The sequence below is a fragment of the Geitlerinema sp. CS-897 genome (genome assembly GCF_028368005.1).
GTDB lineage: Bacteria > Cyanobacteriota > Cyanobacteriia > Cyanobacteriales > Geitlerinemataceae > Baaleninema > Baaleninema simplex.
Window position 1 is genome coordinate 1 of sequence record NZ_JAQNCQ010000230.1, and the last position, 15,868, is coordinate 15,868.

The window sequence follows — 15,868 nt, forward strand, 5'->3', positions numbered from 1 at the left end:
ACAAAAAAGATGCCTTGTGGAGTCCGAGCTATTTTGCGTCATCCGTTGGTGGCGCACCTGTCGAGATTCTCAAGCAATACATTGAGAATCAGAGAAAGCAGTCCTAGAAGGACGGGGTTTTAAACCCAAGTTTTTCGATAACCATTTTTTATGACGTTCGATAAAATAAATTTATATTATATTTGATAAATCCTGCCAAAACCTAGAGCAGTTTTATAGCGTATTGAGAACATTCAAACTATCGCCAAACAATAATATCATCAAATCTTATATTTCTCGATCGCTCCCTCCCCCTCCCCATAACGGCGATCGATCCTTAATGGTGCAGAAAAGTCCTGAAACCCTTGTTAGAAAAGATATCACCGTATTAAAGGGTTGACCGCAAAATCCCAGATCGGTAAATGGCTGCCGGAGATCCCCGGCATCTTGGAGATGCCGGGGATCTGACTTGAATCCTAATACATATTTTATGTGTTTTGTCAATCCCCCGATCTCGAAAAGTTTTCTGCACCACTGAGGCGATCGATCTCACCGCTGTCACACCCGCTCCAGAGTTTCCGTAAATCCGCGCAGATATTAAAGTTGAAAGAAATTCGCAATCATTCTCATCTATCATGAATCGAGCCGTTGTCTCTCACCGAGAACTGACCGATCGCGAACGGGTCAACTTCAACAAAGGCAGTGATTACACGCAAGTTAACGCACTGTCAGAAGTTTGGGCGATCGCAGCCGACCGATTCGGCCAACTCACCGCCTTACACGACCCACACCACTACGACGACCTCCGCCTCAGTTACCGCAAACTCTGGCAGCAAATTCGCCAATTTGCAAGCGGATTGCAAAGCTTGGGGGTACAATTAGCTGACGAACCGCCTCGCGTGGCTTTATTTGCCGAAAATAGCCCCCGTTGGCTCGTCGCCGACCAAGGAATTATTGCAGCGGGGGCGGCGAACGTGGTGCGATCGAGCCAAGCCGATCGCGACGAACTCCTCTACATTTTCCAACACAGCCAAAGTTCGGGACTCGTCGTCGAAGATTTAGCGACTCTCGACAAACTGCGATCGGCAACTGACGACAGCCTCAAATTGAACGATACCTTAACCTGGGTGGTATTGCTCTCGGACGAAACGCCACCTGAAGAAATGCCGTTTCGAGTCCTCAACTTCACCCAACTGATGGAAATTGGGGCTTCGGGAGACTTTCGATCTCCCGCCGTCACGCGCGAGACTCTCGCCACCCTCATCTACACCTCGGGAACGACGGGGCGACCGAAAGGTGCAATGCTAACCCACGGCAACTTCTTACATCAAATTAACGCCTTTCGCAGCGTGTTTCCCCCCGAACCCGGCGATCGCGCCCTCAGCATCCTCCCCAGTTGGCACGCCTACGAACGCACTTGCGAGTATTATCTCCTGTCTCAAGGTTGCACGCTAATCTACACGAGCATTCGCCATTTCAAACAGGATCTCAAACAGCACAAACCTCACGTGATGGTGGGCGTTCCGCGACTGTGGGAATCGATTTACGAAGGCGTGCAAAAAACCTTCCGCCAACAGCCGCCGAAAAAACAAAAACTCGCGAACTTCTTCATCGATATCAGCGAACGCTACATCGAAGCGAAACATCGCAGCCAAGGCTTGAGTTTGGACGCCACGCCCCCGTCAAAACTCCAACGCCTCAAAGCCAAAGCCAAAAAAGCCGCCCTATCTCCCCTCCATCGCCTCGGCAGTAAATTGGTGTATTCTAAGGTTCGTGCGGCGACGGGAGGTCACGTCAAATATCTCATCAGCGGCGGCGGGTCGTTAGCCCGCCATATCGATACCTTTTTCGAGGTTATCGGTATTAACCTCCTCGTCGGCTACGGCTTAACCGAAACTTCACCTGTATTGACCGTGCGGCGGGCTTGGCAAAACTTACAGGGTTCTTCTGGTCTCCCGGTCATCGACACGGAAATCTGCATCGTCAATCCTGAAACGCGGGAAGTTTTACCCGAAGGCGAAACGGGTTTGGTGTTGGCGCGCGGTCCGCAAATTATGAAAGGGTATTACCGCAACCCGGAAGCCACCCAAAAGGCGATCGATCCTCAAGGTTGGTTCGATACGGGCGATTTGGGGCGTTTGTTACCCGGTAAATACTTGGTGCTGACCGGACGCGCCAAGGATACCATCGTTTTAAGCAACGGGGAGAACATCGAACCGCAACCGATTGAAGACGCCTGCGTGCGGAGTGCTTACATCGACCAAATTATGGTGGTGGGACAGGATCGCAAACAACTCGGCGCGTTAATCGTCCCCAACTGGGAAGCGTTGACGCAGTGGGCGACGGAACAGGGGATATCCGTTAACGCTGAGGCGACGCCTCCCGTCGATATCGAGAGCGATCGCGTGAAGAAACTGTTTCGCGGGGAACTCAACCGGGAGGTGAAGAACCGCCCCGGCTACCGCGCCGACGATCGCATCGGGCCGTTTTGCTTGATTCTCGAGCCGTTCTCGATCGAAAACGGTTCGATGACGCAAACGCTAAAAATCAAACGGCCTGTCGTTCGGGAACGCTACCGCGATACGATTGACAAGATGTTCGAGTAAGCGAGTCTGCCGGTCTCGAACGGACTTTCGACCTTTTGTATACGACAGCTTTTAAAGATTCATGGAACTCGACAACTCGAAACTACTCCTGAAACGGAACGTTACGATTAAAGCGATCGTGACGCCTCGATGGAAAGAAGAAGCCCAAGAGCAACTGCAAAAGCAGATCGATCGCTTCGACAGCCAGCTTCAGCAGCTCGAAATGCAAGCGCAGAAAGCTGTCACGGAACTGAAAACGCAAGGGCTTCAACCGCCCGGGCCGCAAGTGCAGCAACAAATCGACAACATTCAAATTCAAGTCAACCAGCGTAAGAGCCAGTTGCTCGAACAAAAAAATCAAGTGTTACAGCAACTGCAACAAGTCGAAACCGTCGAACTCGATCGCGAGGTCAACCAAGGACAAATTGAAAGTCTGTTTTATGCCGGTCAAGGCGATAATTTAATCCAAAAATTACAAACTGAAATTGTAATTAAAGACGGAGAAATTATCGAAGTTCGCGGCGAACTGTAAAAGGGAGACAAGAAGGACAAGGGAGACAAGGAGAACAAAGGGAGAAACTGTCAACTGATTTCCCCCCCTTTTACAGTGAACAGTGAACAGTGAACAGTGAGCAGTGTTTCAGTCACCAGTCACCAGTCACCAGTGAAAACAGTTGACAGGTAACAGTTTCTCCCTTTCTCTCCCTCTCCCTTTCTCCCCCTCTCCCTTTCTCCCTTTCTCCCTGGCTCCCCCTCTCCCCCTCTCCCCTCGCGTCCGCGACATGGTATGTTTGGGTATTTGCAAACGGTAGTTTTCCTCAAGTGTAGAGCGCGGGAAGTCCCCTTATGATCCACGAAATCTTCATGCCTGCCCTAAGTTCCACCATGACTGAAGGCAAAATCGTCTCTTGGACGAAATCCCCAGGGGACAAGGTGGAAAAAGGCGAAACGGTGGTTGTCGTCGAGTCGGACAAAGCTGATATGGACGTGGAGTCCTTCTACGAAGGGATTCTGGCGACCATCGTTGTCGGAGAAGGCGAAGTCGCCCCCGTCGGCGGAACCATCGCCCTGTTAGCCGAAACGGAAGCGGAAATCGAAGAAGCCAAGCAAAAAGCCCAGCAACAGCAACAAGGGCAACCCCAGACGGCGGCCGCTTCGGAAACGCCGTCAACCCCCCAACCGACTCCAGCCGCAGCGACGGCACAAAACGGCGCGTCTCAAGCGGCGGCCAGCGGACAAAATGGCGGACGCATTGTCGCCTCTCCTCGCGCCCGGAAGTTAGCCAAAGAGCTGAAAGTCGATTTGAACGGGTTGCACGGGAGCGGTCCTTACGGTCGTATCGTGGCGGAAGACGTGCAAGCAGCGGCCGGACAACCCGTCCAACCCACTGCAACGGCAGTTGCACCGATGCCCTCAGCTCCCGCTCCGTCGGCAGTTCCCTCAGTTCCGGCGCAAGCCCCCACGACAACGGCTCCGGCTGCCACGAGCGCCCCCTTGGGTCAGGTGGTTCCGTTCAATACGCTGCAAGGGGCAGTGGTGCGGAACATGATGGCGAGTTTGCAAGTGCCGACGTTCCACGTGGGTTACACCATCACCACGGACAATTTAGATGCCCTGTACAAGCAAATTAAGTCCAAAGGCGTGACGATGACGGGGCTACTGGCGAAAGCCGTGGCGGTGACGTTGCAGAAACACCCGTTACTTTACGCCAGCTACACCGAACAGGGCGTTCAGTACAACAGCAACATTAACGTGGCGGTGGCGGTGGCTATGCCCGGAGGCGGCTTGATTACGCCGGTGATGCGCGATGCCGACCAAATGGATATTTACTCGCTGTCTCGGTCGTGGAAGGATCTCGTGGCGCGATCGCGATCGAAACAACTGCAACCGGAAGAGTACAGTACGGGAACCTTTACCCTGTCCAATTTGGGAATGTTCGGGGTCGATCGCTTCGATGCGATTTTACCCCCCGGACAAGGATCGATTCTCGCGATCGGTGCCTCTCGTCCCCAGGTTGTGGCCACGGACGACGGCATGATGGGTGTCAAACGTCAAATGCAAGTGAACATTACCTGCGATCACCGCATTATTTACGGTGCAGACGCGGCGGCGTTCTTGAAAGATTTGGCAGACCTCATCGAAAACAACCCGCAATCTCTGACGCTGTAAGATTGTTTCCTCGCTGTCTAATCGGGTGCATCTCAAAAATGTAAATTCATCGGATACGAGCTACCTACTCGATCGTGCTACGCACCGCTGACGCTTTCCGAGCGGCTGTTGGGTTCCACTCCGGTCCACCCGTGGACGGCAGCGTTGCCGAAGTCCACCCTACCCAGAGCTTCGTGTTTTTACATTCATTGAGATGTACTCTCCCTCTTTCTCTTTGGGAGAGAAATTTAGGGAGAGAACCGAAAAAAATTATCGCAGCAAAAACCCCAGATTGTTGACGAACAAACTGGGGTTTGGCAGATTTTTTAAATCGTTAAAATCGGAATTTTTACTGATATAAAACGAAATAGGTGACCATCGGAATAACCGTCGCCGCAATCAACAACACGATAACAACGGTGGTCGAATTGCCTTTTTTGGCTTCGGTTTCTTCTGCCGTGGCGAAGGTTCCTTCGACTCGAACGGTGTTGTTTAAATCGGGCGCACCGGGGTCGGGTTCGCCAGACAATACGGCAACTAAACGATCTTTGGCTTCCAAGAACGCCTCGTTATATTTGTCCCCTTCGATGAGTGGATACAACAGCGTTTCTTGGGCGACACTTTCAGCAATTTCTGGGTTGAGGGTTTCTGCTGCTGCTTCACCTACGCGAATCGCGGCGTTGTTCGTCACCACGTCGAGGGCGAGTAACACTTGATTCGCCTGGGCTTCTGGGGTGGGAAACCATTTCTCGAAGAGGGCGTTTGTGAAACTTTCGATGGTTTCGCCGTAATCTAAATGGCGAATTGTCACGGCGCGCACTTCGGTTTCGGTGTCTTGGCGAAGTTTGTCGAAGGCTTTGCTGAGTTGGCTTTCGTTAATGCGGCTGATGGCGTTGCCGTCATCGATAACCCAGGTGGGATCGCCCGGAGACAGGAAGGGCATATCGTAAACCCCCGTAGCGGAGGCAGGTGTGGCGATCGCAAACACGGCGATCGCCGCCAATATCGCCAACCCCATACCTCGGAGGTAGCGTTGACCGAGTTCGATCGATTGGAGGAGCTGTTTCATGGCGTGTCTTCAAAAACTCTCGAGCAGTAAGTAATACTAGGATACCGATGGGCTTTCTCATTTCCGACGTGCGATCGCGCGAACTTTACAAATTCACGCGATCGCACAGATGCAGAGGGAGGGCAAAACCTGATAGTTTAAAGGGCGGATCGTTGTGTCGCGACCGACAACGGACGACCGCGAACCGATCGCTCCTCGACGCTTTATCGGCAGTTCACGACTTTACTTACCTCTTCGCGAATCGTGCTAGACATCAAACTCATCCGAGACAACCCTGAAGCCGTCCGAGATAAACTCACCCTGCGCGGGGACGGCTACGATATTACGGAGATCGTCGAACTCGATCGCCAACAACGGGACTTAGAAACGCAGCGATCGCAACTGCAAGCCCGCAGCAACGAAATCGGGAAAGCGATCGGGCAAAAAATCAAATCGGGAAGCGATCCCAAAGGCGAAGAGATTCAAAGTCTCAAAGCCGAAGGAAACCAGGTTAAAACGCAACTGAGCGACCTCGAACCCCAAGAGAAGGAACTCAAAGCCCAACTCGAAACGCTGTTGCTGAACCTTCCCAACCTTCCCAGCGATTCCACGCCAACCGGAAAAGACGAAACGGAAAACGTGGAAATTCGCCGTTGGGGAGACGAACACAAACCCCAAAACGAGAAAATTCTGCCCCATTGGGACATCGCTGAAAAAATGGGGATTCTGGCGGTCGATCGCGCCGTAAAAGTTGCCCAAAGTCGTTTCGTCGCCCTCCTCGGGGCGGGCGCAGCCTTAGAACGAGCGCTGATTAGCTTCATGCTAGACCGACAAATCGCCGCCGGATACACGGAAGTTATCCCTCCCTTCCTCATCAACAGCGCCTCGTTACAAGCCACGGGACAACTGCCCAAATTCGCCGAAGAAAGCTTCAAATGCGACTCTGACGATCTCTGGTTGACGCCGACAGCAGAAGTTCCCCTCACCAACCTCTATCGCGACGAAATCCTCACTTCCGACGAGTTACCGATTTATCACTGTGCCTATACTCCCTGTTTCCGTCGCGAGGCGGGAAGCTACGGGAAAGACACTCGAGGACTGATTCGACTGCACCAGTTCAACAAGGTGGAATTGGTGAAAGTGGTGCGCCCAGCAACCTCGGAAGACGAACATCAATCGTTGGTACGGGATGCCGAGGCGATTTTACAGGCGTTGAAACTGCCCTATCGCGTCATCGAACTCTGCACGGGAGATTTAGGCTTCGGCGCGAACAAGTGCTACGACTTAGAGGTATGGTTGCCTGCCTCGGGAACCTATCGCGAAATTTCCAGTTGCTCGAATTTTGGAGATTTCCAAGCGAGACGGGGTAACGTTCGCTTTAAGGAAAAAGGGAAAAAGGGAACCCAATACGCCCACACCCTCAACGGTTCGGGATTGGCGATCGGTCGCACGATGGCGGCGGTGTTGGAAAACTACCAGCTACCGGACAACACGATTCGCGTTCCCGAGGTATTACAACCCTATTTGGGACGGGAAGTGCTGTGAGCTACCCCACGTCAAATCAAAGATTATGACGGGGGCTTCGCGTCTCGTCCGCCGATGCCTCCACATCCGAAGAAGAACCCGCGCTGTCGCCCCGGCTCCCGAGGCGAAAAGACTTATTCTTGGGTAGGGTTCTCCGTTTTGACGGGCAGACAGGTTTGAAGACTTTTGCGCTTCATTGACCCTTCTGATTACAGGGAAGGGAGCAAAGCCCACGTCTTTTAAGCGTGGGACGAACGCGTCGGAGCTTTTAAGCTCCGTATTAAACCGTTCCTTGTGCCTCAATATACTTCTTAATCGTCGGGTGCATCTCAACAATGTAAATCTATACGAGAGAATAAGGATTTCAGACTCCAATTCTCATGTTTTTGCAAAACTGAGATGCACCCCTCAGCGAACTCGACCACCCTTCAATCTAACTCTAAACCCAGTACGTCGATGGATTTTTTTAACACCTCTTTCGGTCGAAACGGTTTTGTCATATACAGATCTGCTCCCGATTCCATGCCTTTATTTTTATCAAATTCCTGCCCTTTTGCCGTCAACATAATAATATAAACCTCCTTGAGATCTCGGTTTTGCTTGACCGTTTGACACACTTCAAACCCGTTCTTTTTCGGCATCATGACATCCAAAAATACGAGTTGAGGCTTTTCTTTCTCTATGATATCCAAGGCTTCCATGCCGTTTTGAGCTGTAATCAACTCGACCCCTTCATCTTCGAGATCTTCTAAAGCCTGTTCGAGTAAAATCCGAATATTTGGCTCGTCATCAACAATTAACACTTTCCGCTCCATTAAAACTTCTCCCCTTAACGAGATTCTTGTCGATCGCCGAGTAACACGAACAAAACGTTTTCTAACCCTTTCTCGAACCGCAATGTTTTAACGATATCGTGTTGCTGAAAGAAACCCGAATCGATCGCAATAATATCGGGTTTGAGCGAAAGAGCCTTTTCAATGCACTCGAGATCGGTCGAGGCTTCGGCGACGCTATACCCTTGAGCCGCCAACACTTCTGAGAGAACTTTCAACGCAGAGGCATCGCGATCGACCACCAACACCTTTTTCTTCGACGATCCCTGAGACAGCAACGACCCCACTTCTCGCAACAGCCCTTGGCGATCGATGGGTTTGGTTAAATAGCGATCGACCCCCACGCGAACCCCCCGCTCGCGATCTTCAATAATCGACAACACTAAAATGGGAATCTTCATCGTTTGCGGCTCGTTCTTCAACACCGCCGCCACGTCGAACCCGTCGATATAGGGCATCATCACGTCGAGAACGATGAGATCGGGGCGCGATCGCTTCACTTGGGCGATCGCTTCCACGCCGTCTTTGGCCTGCTTCACCTGATAACCTTGAGCCTCGAGGGACTGGCGCAACAACTCCCGCACGTGTTCGTCGTCGTCCACCACCAAAATCGTTTTCTGCGATCGCGCCGCGTTCGTCTGGCCACCTGTCGCCGTGTGTTCCTGTAACTGCTGCATCAACGGCGCAATGTCGATGTTCGGCCGGCCTTCAAGCAACAGGTGTTCTGACGGATCGCCGATCGGTAGGGTAAACGAAAACGTACTACCTTCGCCGAACTGACTTTCTGCCCAAATCCGACCGCCGTGGTGTTCGAGAATTTGCTGGCAAATAGGCAACCCCAACCCCGTTCCTTTCGGTTTGTCGGTGAGGGTTTCGCCGACTTGCTTGAACTTATCGAACACTTTATCGATATCTTCAGGGGCGATACCGATTCCCGTATCCTGCACGCTGAGACAGAGATAATTGTCGCGATGTTCGACGCGACAGGTAATCGTCCCTTCGTCGGTAAACTTCACGGCATTCGAGAGTAAGTTGATGACCACTTGAATCAAGCGATCGCGATCGCCGTAGATTTCCGGTAAATCCGGTTCGACTTCGCGTCGGATCTCGATATTCTTCCCGTCGATTAACGCCGAGGTTGCAGCCAAAGCGCGATCGAGCAACTCTTCAGCAGAGAGGAGCGTCATGTTCCACTCCACCTTCCCGGCTTCCATTTTGGCGATATCCAACACGTCGTTGATCAACACGGTCAGTCGTTCGGCTTCCGAGATAATGATGTCTAAATTTTGCCGGACGCGCCGCACGTGTTTTTGAACCTTGCGATCGCCCTCCAACACCAGCGGAAACACGGACTCTTCGAGTTTTTCCTGTACGATCGAGGCAAACCCCAACACCGACGTCAGCGGCGTTCGTAACTCGTGAGACACCGTCGAGATAAAGTCAGTTTTCATGCGATCGACTTCTTTCTCGAGAGTTACATCTCGAATCAAAATCACCGAACCGCTCCAGAAATTATCGTCCTCAGACGTCTCTTTAAAAACGTTTTTCGCCAATGCCTGACCGATGCGATTTTCCGAGAGGGGAAGTTCTGCCGTCAACACCTGTTCCGAGGGAGTTTTCTGAACGCGATCGACGAGGGTTGCCACTTCCAACAACCCGCATTCGGCACAGGTGCGATCGATTAAATTCCCTTCGGACACCTCGAACATCGAGCGTAACTTCGGATTGAAGCGCGTAATGCGTCCGGCGGTATCGGTGACGAGCAGGCCGTCGGCGAGGTTGTCGATAATGGCACTGAGGTCGGCCAGAGTCCGTTGCAGTGTCTCTTCTGCCTGTTGTCGCTCGGTTACGTCTTCTGCGGTGACGACGACACCGATGGCCTGTCCCGCCTCGTCCCGCAACGGGATGCGGTTCGTATCCAAATATCGCACCGTTCCATCGGGCTGGGGCAGCAGCGCGATCGTGTGATATTCGGGCGTGTTAGTGTCCATGACGCGGCGATCGCAGGTGACGTATCCCTCAGCCGCCTCCTGCCAGGGCATATCGCGATCGGTTTTGCCGATCAGCGCTGCGACCGAATCGAGCCCGGCCTGGTCGGCTACCCGTCGGTTGCCGCCGAGAAACACGGCGTCGCGATTTTTCCACACCACCAGTTGAGGAATGCTGTCGATGACCAGTTGCAAGAACTCCTTCGAGGCTTGCAGTTCCCGCTCGACCCGTTTGTACTCGCTCATATCCCGCGTCGCCGTGGCTAAACCCATACACTGACCGGTTTTCGGATGAGTAATCGTAAACAGGTGGTAATCGACGGGAATCGGTTCGTCAGTTTGAAAGTGCCGAAATTGAACTTCGCCGCGCCAGCGACCGGTTTCAAAGGCGACAGGCAACACCTGCTGCTCGATGTATTGAAACGTTTCGGCGGGGAAAAACTCTGACAGGCGACGGCTCGTAACGTCCTCGTCGGGGGAAATTCCCAAGGTCTGGCGTCCGGCGGCGTTGACATAGCGTGCGAAGCCGTTTAAGCCGGCCACTCCGATAATGTCCGAGCTGTTTTCGACGAGGGACACCAGCAGTTGTCGTTCTTCTTCGATCGCTTTTTGTTCGGTGCAGTCGTTAAACCAACCGTACCAGACGACGGTTCCATCCTCTTGTCGTTCGGGGCGGGCCCGCGCTTCCATCCAGCGAACGGTTCCTGACGGCATGGTCATGCGTCCTTCCCACTCCCAGAGGGTGAGGGTTCGGGCCGATCGCACCACGGACTCGTCAAATTGTCGGCGATCGTCGGGATGGATGCGATCGACGAGGTGAGCGGCGTTTCGTTCGATGTCGCGGGGAGACAGTTCGGCAAAGGCATCGTTGCCAGCGGAAAAATAGGGAAACGAGATCGACCCGTCGGCATCGAGGCGGAACTGGTAAATGACGCCGGGAACGTTGGTGGCGATACGCTCGATTTGCTGTTGGTTTTGTTGGCGCAGGCGATCGAGCATTTCGGCTTGTTGGATGGCCACGTCGAGATGTAGGGCGATCTGACGGGCGAACTCCACGTCTGACTCGCTCCAGGCTCGGGGCGCGCGGCATTGGTGGACGCACAACAAGCCCCAGAGTTCGTCGTTTTTATTGAGGGGAACCACCAGGTTCGCCCGTACTTGAAACCGCGACAAAATGTCGATGTGGCAGTCGCTCAATCCAGCGTCGTAAATGTCGGTGACGGCTTGGACGCGGCCGCGGACGTAGTCTCGGGCGAACTCTCCACCGAAACAGTAATCGCGCACTCGGGCTGCTAAGGCCGAATCGTAACCGGAGGCGACATCTTCGGCGATGAATTCGCCGTCTTGGTTGCTGCTTTCGGAAAACCAGCGAAAGATTCCCACGCGATCGGCATCGAGGAGTTGTCGGACTTCACGGGTCGTCGTCCGAAAGATTTCCTCGAGGTCGAGGGTGGCGCGAATGTTGGCGATAACGTTCGAGAGGGCGGTTTGTCGGCTGAGAAAGGAGTGTTCGAGAGCAGACAAGCGCGATCGCAGTTCGGCGATTTCGCGATCGCGGTCGTCGCGGAATTGGGGGTTAGGGTTCGCGAGATCGGACATCGGCTTCAACGTGAGAGGAACCGGAGCGATCGCTCTGAGATCGCTCGTCGAGTTTGAGAGATGCGAGATAGAGCTTGATTAATATCGGCATCGACATCAGCATTTGGTAAATCCGCTCGGGAGAAAAATGCTGAATTTCGGGATTGTAGCGAGCGAGGCGATCGACGAGGTGTTGGTAACGCGCCGGGTTGCGATCTTGAAAGCGCACGATCGCGGCCGGATCGACCGATCGCGTCGTCGCGATCGAGGCTTCTACCTCGTCCGGATCGCCGGAAGCTGCTAGTGAGGGTAAGGTTTCTCTGAATTCCGGTGCTAGCGGGAGCCAGATCTCGAACTGCGTCCCTTTGCCGGGTTGGGAGCGACAGTCGAGCCGCCCGCCGTGTTTGTCGACGACGACTTGACGGCTGATGGCTAACCCGAGACCGGTTCCTTTACCGAGAGCTTTGGTGGTAAAGAATGGGTCGTAAATTTGTTTGGCTACATCTTCGTCCATGCCCGGGCCGTTGTCTGCGATCTGAATCACTGCCCAACGGTCGTCGCGAAATTCTGTACCGAGCGAGATCGTGGGTTGGGGAATTCCCGCTTCTTCCATTGCGTCGATGGCGTTGGCGATAATGTTGACGAAGACTTGGTTGAGCTGTCCGGCAAAGCAATCGACGAGGGGCAGATCGCCGTAATGTCGCTCGATTTTGACTTCGGGACGGCCGCCTTTGGCTTTAATGCGGTGGTTGAGGATGAGGAGGGTACTGTCGAGACCTTCGTGCAGGTCGGTGGGTTGGGTACTGTCGCGATCGATGCGAGAGAAGTTTCTCAAGGACTGAACGATCGCGCGAATGCGATCGATGCCTACTTGCATCGAAGACAGCAGTTTGGGCAGGTCGTGGTTGAGAAAATCGAGGTCGATTTCGTCGAGAAAGTCTTCGATGTCTTCGTCGGCGTTGGGGTAGCGTTGGCGATAGAGGACGATGAGTCCGAGGAGGTCTTGGATGTAATCGCAGGCGTGACTGAGGTTGCCGTTGATGAAGTTGACGGGGTTGTTAATTTCGTGGGCGACGCCAGCCACCATCTGCCCCAAACTCGACATTTTTTCGCTCTGGACGAGGTGAGTTTGGGCTTGTTGGAGTTCTTGGAGCGCTGCTTGAAGTTGTTGGGCTTGCTGTTGGGCGCGATCGGCGGCGTCGCAGCTACGATTGTAGAGTAGGGCTTTTTCGATGGCGATCGCGGTTTGGACGGCGAACAGGGTCAGCAGTTTGAGATGTTCGGCGCTATAGGTCAGGGCGGGGTAGTGAGAGACGGCTAGAACGCCGATGGTGCGTTCGCGGTAGCAGTGCGTGATACTTTCGCGCACCACGAGGGGAACGCAGAGCAGAGACCCCAGTTGGCGATCGCCCGCTTTGGCTCTGGGATCGAGGACTACATCGTTGACGATTTCACTGCGTCTTTGACGGACGATGTCGCCGAGAATGCTCTCGTCGAGTGCGAGGGAGTTTCCCCAGGGCAGGATCGTGCCACTTTGGAAGAGCAGGTGGAGGTGGCGAGCCTCGTCCAGACTTTCAGTGGCACCGTCGGGTTCGCGGGAGTGGGGTAAAGCGCTATCGAGCAGCCAAATCGAGCCACTCGTTAAAGGCATCGAGGCTTGAATTTCTTGTAAGACGAGCTTGGCAATGGTTTTGAGGTCGAGGCTTGCTGTAATTTTCGTGGCTATTTCATAAAACAGGTCGAGTTCTTGATATCGTTCTAAAAGTTCGCGAGCTAGTGATTTTTTTTCAAGTTCTCGTTGAAGTGAAAAAATCAAGAGATCGGCGACAATACGACTGTTATCATCTCCGAAAACCCATCCTAAGACGGTATCCGAGATTTCAATATCATGTCGGACGGGAGATATGATTTCACCCGTTTCGAGTAAGATATTTTGGTAAGTATCGACAATTTGAAACGGGTGAGGTAACGTTTCAGCTAGGCGATCGAGCAGCGATCGCACCTCGGGTTTACTTGTAATTTTCCTTAAAGTCAAACGCGCCATGAGCTTTTGGAAAAAATCGACAGATTCCCTGACCTGACTCGGAGAGGGGCGTTTGCAAGCAAACGCTATTTAGTCAGTCTAAACGATGTCATAAATTTAAACCGGAAAAAGAAAGGTCTAAATTGCAGTTTTGTTGCGTTTGAATGATGCTGGAGTCCCGATCGCTCGATATTGCCGAAATTTAGCCTGCGATCTAACAGAATTTGTTGAGATTAAGTAGATAAGTAAATTTTATGAAGATCTACAACAATTTCTGTCGAAGCTGCCCTTTTTCGCCATCTCACTCATGGTAATTTGTATAAGAATGATACAGAATGTAGCGCCATCTTTAAAGATTCTAAGTAATATTACGAATCGCTGGCATCATAACTATCAGGGACTCTGGTTGTGATGAGGAGTAATGCTACCGTGGTTTTTGAATCCTTACCACGAAAGGGATTGTGACTGACCAGCATCATTAGAGTACGGCACTACCCAAACGGCGATCGCTACAGTGTCCGGCTCTTACCGAGCGTCACGAGCCAAATGTGATAAAACTTAACCCAGAGCTGCAAACCTCACGACTCCACGCCCCCCATGCTCAGACTCATCACCGATTTCGACGGGCCGATCGTCGACGTGTCCGATCGGTATTATTGCGTGTACCAAGACTGTCTCGAACAGTTGCGCCCCCGCGATCGCCCCGTCAAGCGCCTCTCGAAATCCGAATTTTGGCAGTTGAAGCGATCGTGCGTTCCCGAACGCGAAATCGGTGTCATTTCTGGACTCGACCGCGATCGCGCCCGACAGTTCGCCCGACTTCGCAGCCAAACCGTTCACAGTTCCCCCTATCTCCACCACGATCGCCTGATTCCCGGCGCGATCGACGCCTTAGAACGGGCGCAGCGATCGGGACTCGATCTCGTCCTGATGACGATGCGCCGCCAGAGAGAACTCGAAGAAGCCCTCTATCGGTGCGGACTCGATCGCTTCTTTCCCCCCCATCGTCGCTACTGCATCGGCAACGACGAAGCCAAAAGCCTCGACACCCAAGATAAGCCCCGCTTGATGCGACAGGCGTTGATGGAGCTTCCCCCAGCGGGCGAACAGTGGATGGTGGGCGATACCGAAGCCGACGCGATCGCCGCCCGTACCTACAGCGTTAAATTTATCGGCGTCCTCTCAGGCATCCGCGACCGACAACGACTGAGCCCCTACCGCCCCGATCGCATCGTCGAAGACTTAACCGAAGCCGTCGATCTCGTCGTCGAACGGGCAACCCAAGTCGTCAGTTAACTCGAGTCGGAAAACGAGCCTTACCGCAAAAAGCTCGACACCAACCATAACAAGAAGAACGTCACCCAAGCGGCAAAAGTTTCAGCAGCCACCTGCGCGCCGAGCCACGCCGCCAACTGTCCGCCGATAAGAATTCCCACGATCGTCGCGACTAAGGTAAACAGGATCGCCCGTCCGAATCGTTTCTCTTTGCGGTTGAGAAAATACAAGCTCGCACCTGCCCCGAACGCGAGGGCGATGGGGGCGTATTCCGCGCTGACCGCACTGAGAACGCTCAACAGGACGAACACACCTGCCGGCCAGAGAATGTCGCTTTGACTGGGAGTGTCGATGGAACTTTGCAACCAGTCGGGCATTCGATTCGATGCTGTGGGTGTGGCAGTTTGAGGCGGCGCCGGCATCGATCGCTCGGGAAAACGAATCCCCTCGGGGACTTTGATTTTACCTTGTTGGCGCAACCGCAGCCGATCCATCAAAACGGCGTCGTAGGCAATTTCAATCTGTTCGATCTGTTTGCGGTCGTTGTGGTGTTGTTCGACTTGACGATCGCGAGCAGCTTGAATTTCCTCGAACGAGGCACCTTCTGTAACGCCAAGTTGTTCGTAAGGATTCTGGTCGCTCATTGCCCGATTCGTGTAAAGTAGCTATCCCTTCTAGCTTAGCAGCGATGGGGAGAAGATGAGTAAGGGAGAGGGGGAGCTTCTTCAGTGAAGAGGGAAGAGGGAAGAGGGAAGAGGGAAGAGTGAGGATAGCGAACAGGTAACAGTTTAGCCTCATCACCTCATCACCTCACTGGTGACTGGTGACTGGTGACTGGTGACTGGTGACTGGTGACTGGTGACTGGTGACTGGTGACTGGTGACTGG

11 protein-coding genes are annotated in these 15,868 nt (G+C 53.2%); 6 read left to right on the forward strand and 5 right to left on the reverse strand.

Features of this window, described 5'->3' with window-relative positions; translation table 11 throughout:
- The 4 genes from POG22_RS14535 to POG22_RS14550 all read left to right on the forward strand — a co-directional run.
- The coding region (locus POG22_RS14535) for a transposase (protein ID WP_498906064.1) at window positions 1-107 on the forward strand (107 nt) is incomplete at its 5' end.
- A 507-nt stretch (window positions 108-614) separates the two neighbouring features.
- Entirely contained in the window at window positions 615-2,585 is a 1,971-nt protein-coding gene (locus POG22_RS14540) for an AMP-dependent synthetase/ligase (RefSeq protein ID WP_498906048.1), read from the forward strand.
- Between the two features lie 61 nt (window positions 2,586-2,646).
- The gene (locus POG22_RS14545; RefSeq protein WP_017662218.1) at window positions 2,647-3,096 is read left to right on the forward strand and encodes a YlqD family protein; all 450 of its coding nucleotides are present in this window, start codon (window positions 2,647-2,649) and stop codon (window positions 3,094-3,096) included.
- A gap of 314 nt (window positions 3,097-3,410) precedes the next feature.
- Window positions 3,411-4,733, forward strand: coding sequence for a dihydrolipoamide acetyltransferase family protein (locus POG22_RS14550; protein ID WP_498906050.1), 1,323 nt, complete (start codon window positions 3,411-3,413; stop codon window positions 4,731-4,733).
- 328 nt (window positions 4,734-5,061) lie between these two features.
- Here the strand turns inward: POG22_RS14550 and psb32 are convergent, their stop codons facing one another.
- Window positions 5,062-5,781, reverse strand: coding sequence for a photosystem II repair protein Psb32 (gene psb32, locus POG22_RS14555; protein ID WP_498906052.1), 720 nt, complete (start codon window positions 5,779-5,781; stop codon window positions 5,062-5,064).
- Window positions 5,782-6,024: 243 nt separating this feature from the next.
- On the opposite strand from psb32, the gene serS reads away from it, so the two are divergent.
- Window positions 6,025-7,305, forward strand: coding sequence for a serine--tRNA ligase (serS, locus tag POG22_RS14560; protein ID WP_498906053.1), 1,281 nt, complete (start codon window positions 6,025-6,027; stop codon window positions 7,303-7,305).
- A gap of 407 nt (window positions 7,306-7,712) precedes the next feature.
- On the opposite strand, the gene POG22_RS14565 is transcribed toward serS, so the two are convergent.
- From POG22_RS14565 to POG22_RS14575, 3 genes are read right to left on the reverse strand one after another with little or no spacing between them, the layout of a single operon-like run.
- Window positions 7,713-8,099, reverse strand: a complete 387-nt coding sequence (locus POG22_RS14565) for a response regulator (RefSeq protein ID WP_017662223.1) — start codon at window positions 8,097-8,099, stop codon at window positions 7,713-7,715.
- Window positions 8,100-8,113: 14 nt separating this feature from the next.
- The gene (locus POG22_RS14570; RefSeq protein ID WP_498906056.1) at window positions 8,114-11,704 is read right to left on the reverse strand and encodes a PAS domain-containing protein; all 3,591 of its coding nucleotides are present in this window, start codon (window positions 11,702-11,704) and stop codon (window positions 8,114-8,116) included.
- Window positions 11,682-13,727: a sensor histidine kinase gene (locus POG22_RS14575; RefSeq protein ID WP_498906058.1), complete on the reverse strand. Its 2,046-nt coding sequence runs from the start codon at window positions 13,725-13,727 to the stop codon at window positions 11,682-11,684. Before POG22_RS14575 ends, POG22_RS14570 begins: the two co-directional genes overlap by 23 nt.
- A gap of 576 nt (window positions 13,728-14,303) precedes the next feature.
- On the opposite strand from POG22_RS14575, the gene POG22_RS14580 reads away from it, so the two are divergent.
- Entirely contained in the window at window positions 14,304-15,002 is a 699-nt protein-coding gene (locus POG22_RS14580) for an HAD family hydrolase (protein WP_498906060.1), read from the forward strand.
- Window positions 15,003-15,022: 20 nt separating this feature from the next.
- Here POG22_RS14580 and POG22_RS14585 read toward each other — a convergent pair whose 3' ends face one another.
- Complete coding sequence (locus tag POG22_RS14585) at window positions 15,023-15,625, reverse strand: CPP1-like family protein (protein ID WP_498906062.1); 603 nt, start codon at window positions 15,623-15,625, stop codon at window positions 15,023-15,025.
- Window positions 15,626-15,868: the final 243 nt, after the last annotated feature.

Coding starts and splice junctions, on each gene's coding strand:
- POG22_RS14570 (WP_498906056.1), bottom strand. CDS start 11,704: ATGTCCGATCTCGCGAACCCTAACCCCCAATTCCGCGACGACCGCGAT.
- POG22_RS14575 (WP_498906058.1), bottom strand. CDS start 13,727: ATGGCGCGTTTGACTTTAAGGAAAATTACAAGTAAACCCGAGGTGCGA.
- POG22_RS14585 (WP_498906062.1), bottom strand. CDS start 15,625: ATGAGCGACCAGAATCCTTACGAACAACTTGGCGTTACAGAAGGTGCC.
- POG22_RS14580 (WP_498906060.1), top strand. CDS start 14,304: ATGCTCAGACTCATCACCGATTTCGACGGGCCGATCGTCGACGTGTCC.
- psb32 (WP_498906052.1), bottom strand. CDS start 5,781: ATGAAACAGCTCCTCCAATCGATCGAACTCGGTCAACGCTACCTCCGA.
- POG22_RS14550 (WP_498906050.1), top strand. CDS start 3,411: ATGATCCACGAAATCTTCATGCCTGCCCTAAGTTCCACCATGACTGAA.
- POG22_RS14545 (WP_017662218.1), top strand. CDS start 2,647: ATGGAACTCGACAACTCGAAACTACTCCTGAAACGGAACGTTACGATT.
- POG22_RS14565 (WP_017662223.1), bottom strand. CDS start 8,099: ATGGAGCGGAAAGTGTTAATTGTTGATGACGAGCCAAATATTCGGATT.
- POG22_RS14540 (WP_498906048.1), top strand. CDS start 615: ATGAATCGAGCCGTTGTCTCTCACCGAGAACTGACCGATCGCGAACGG.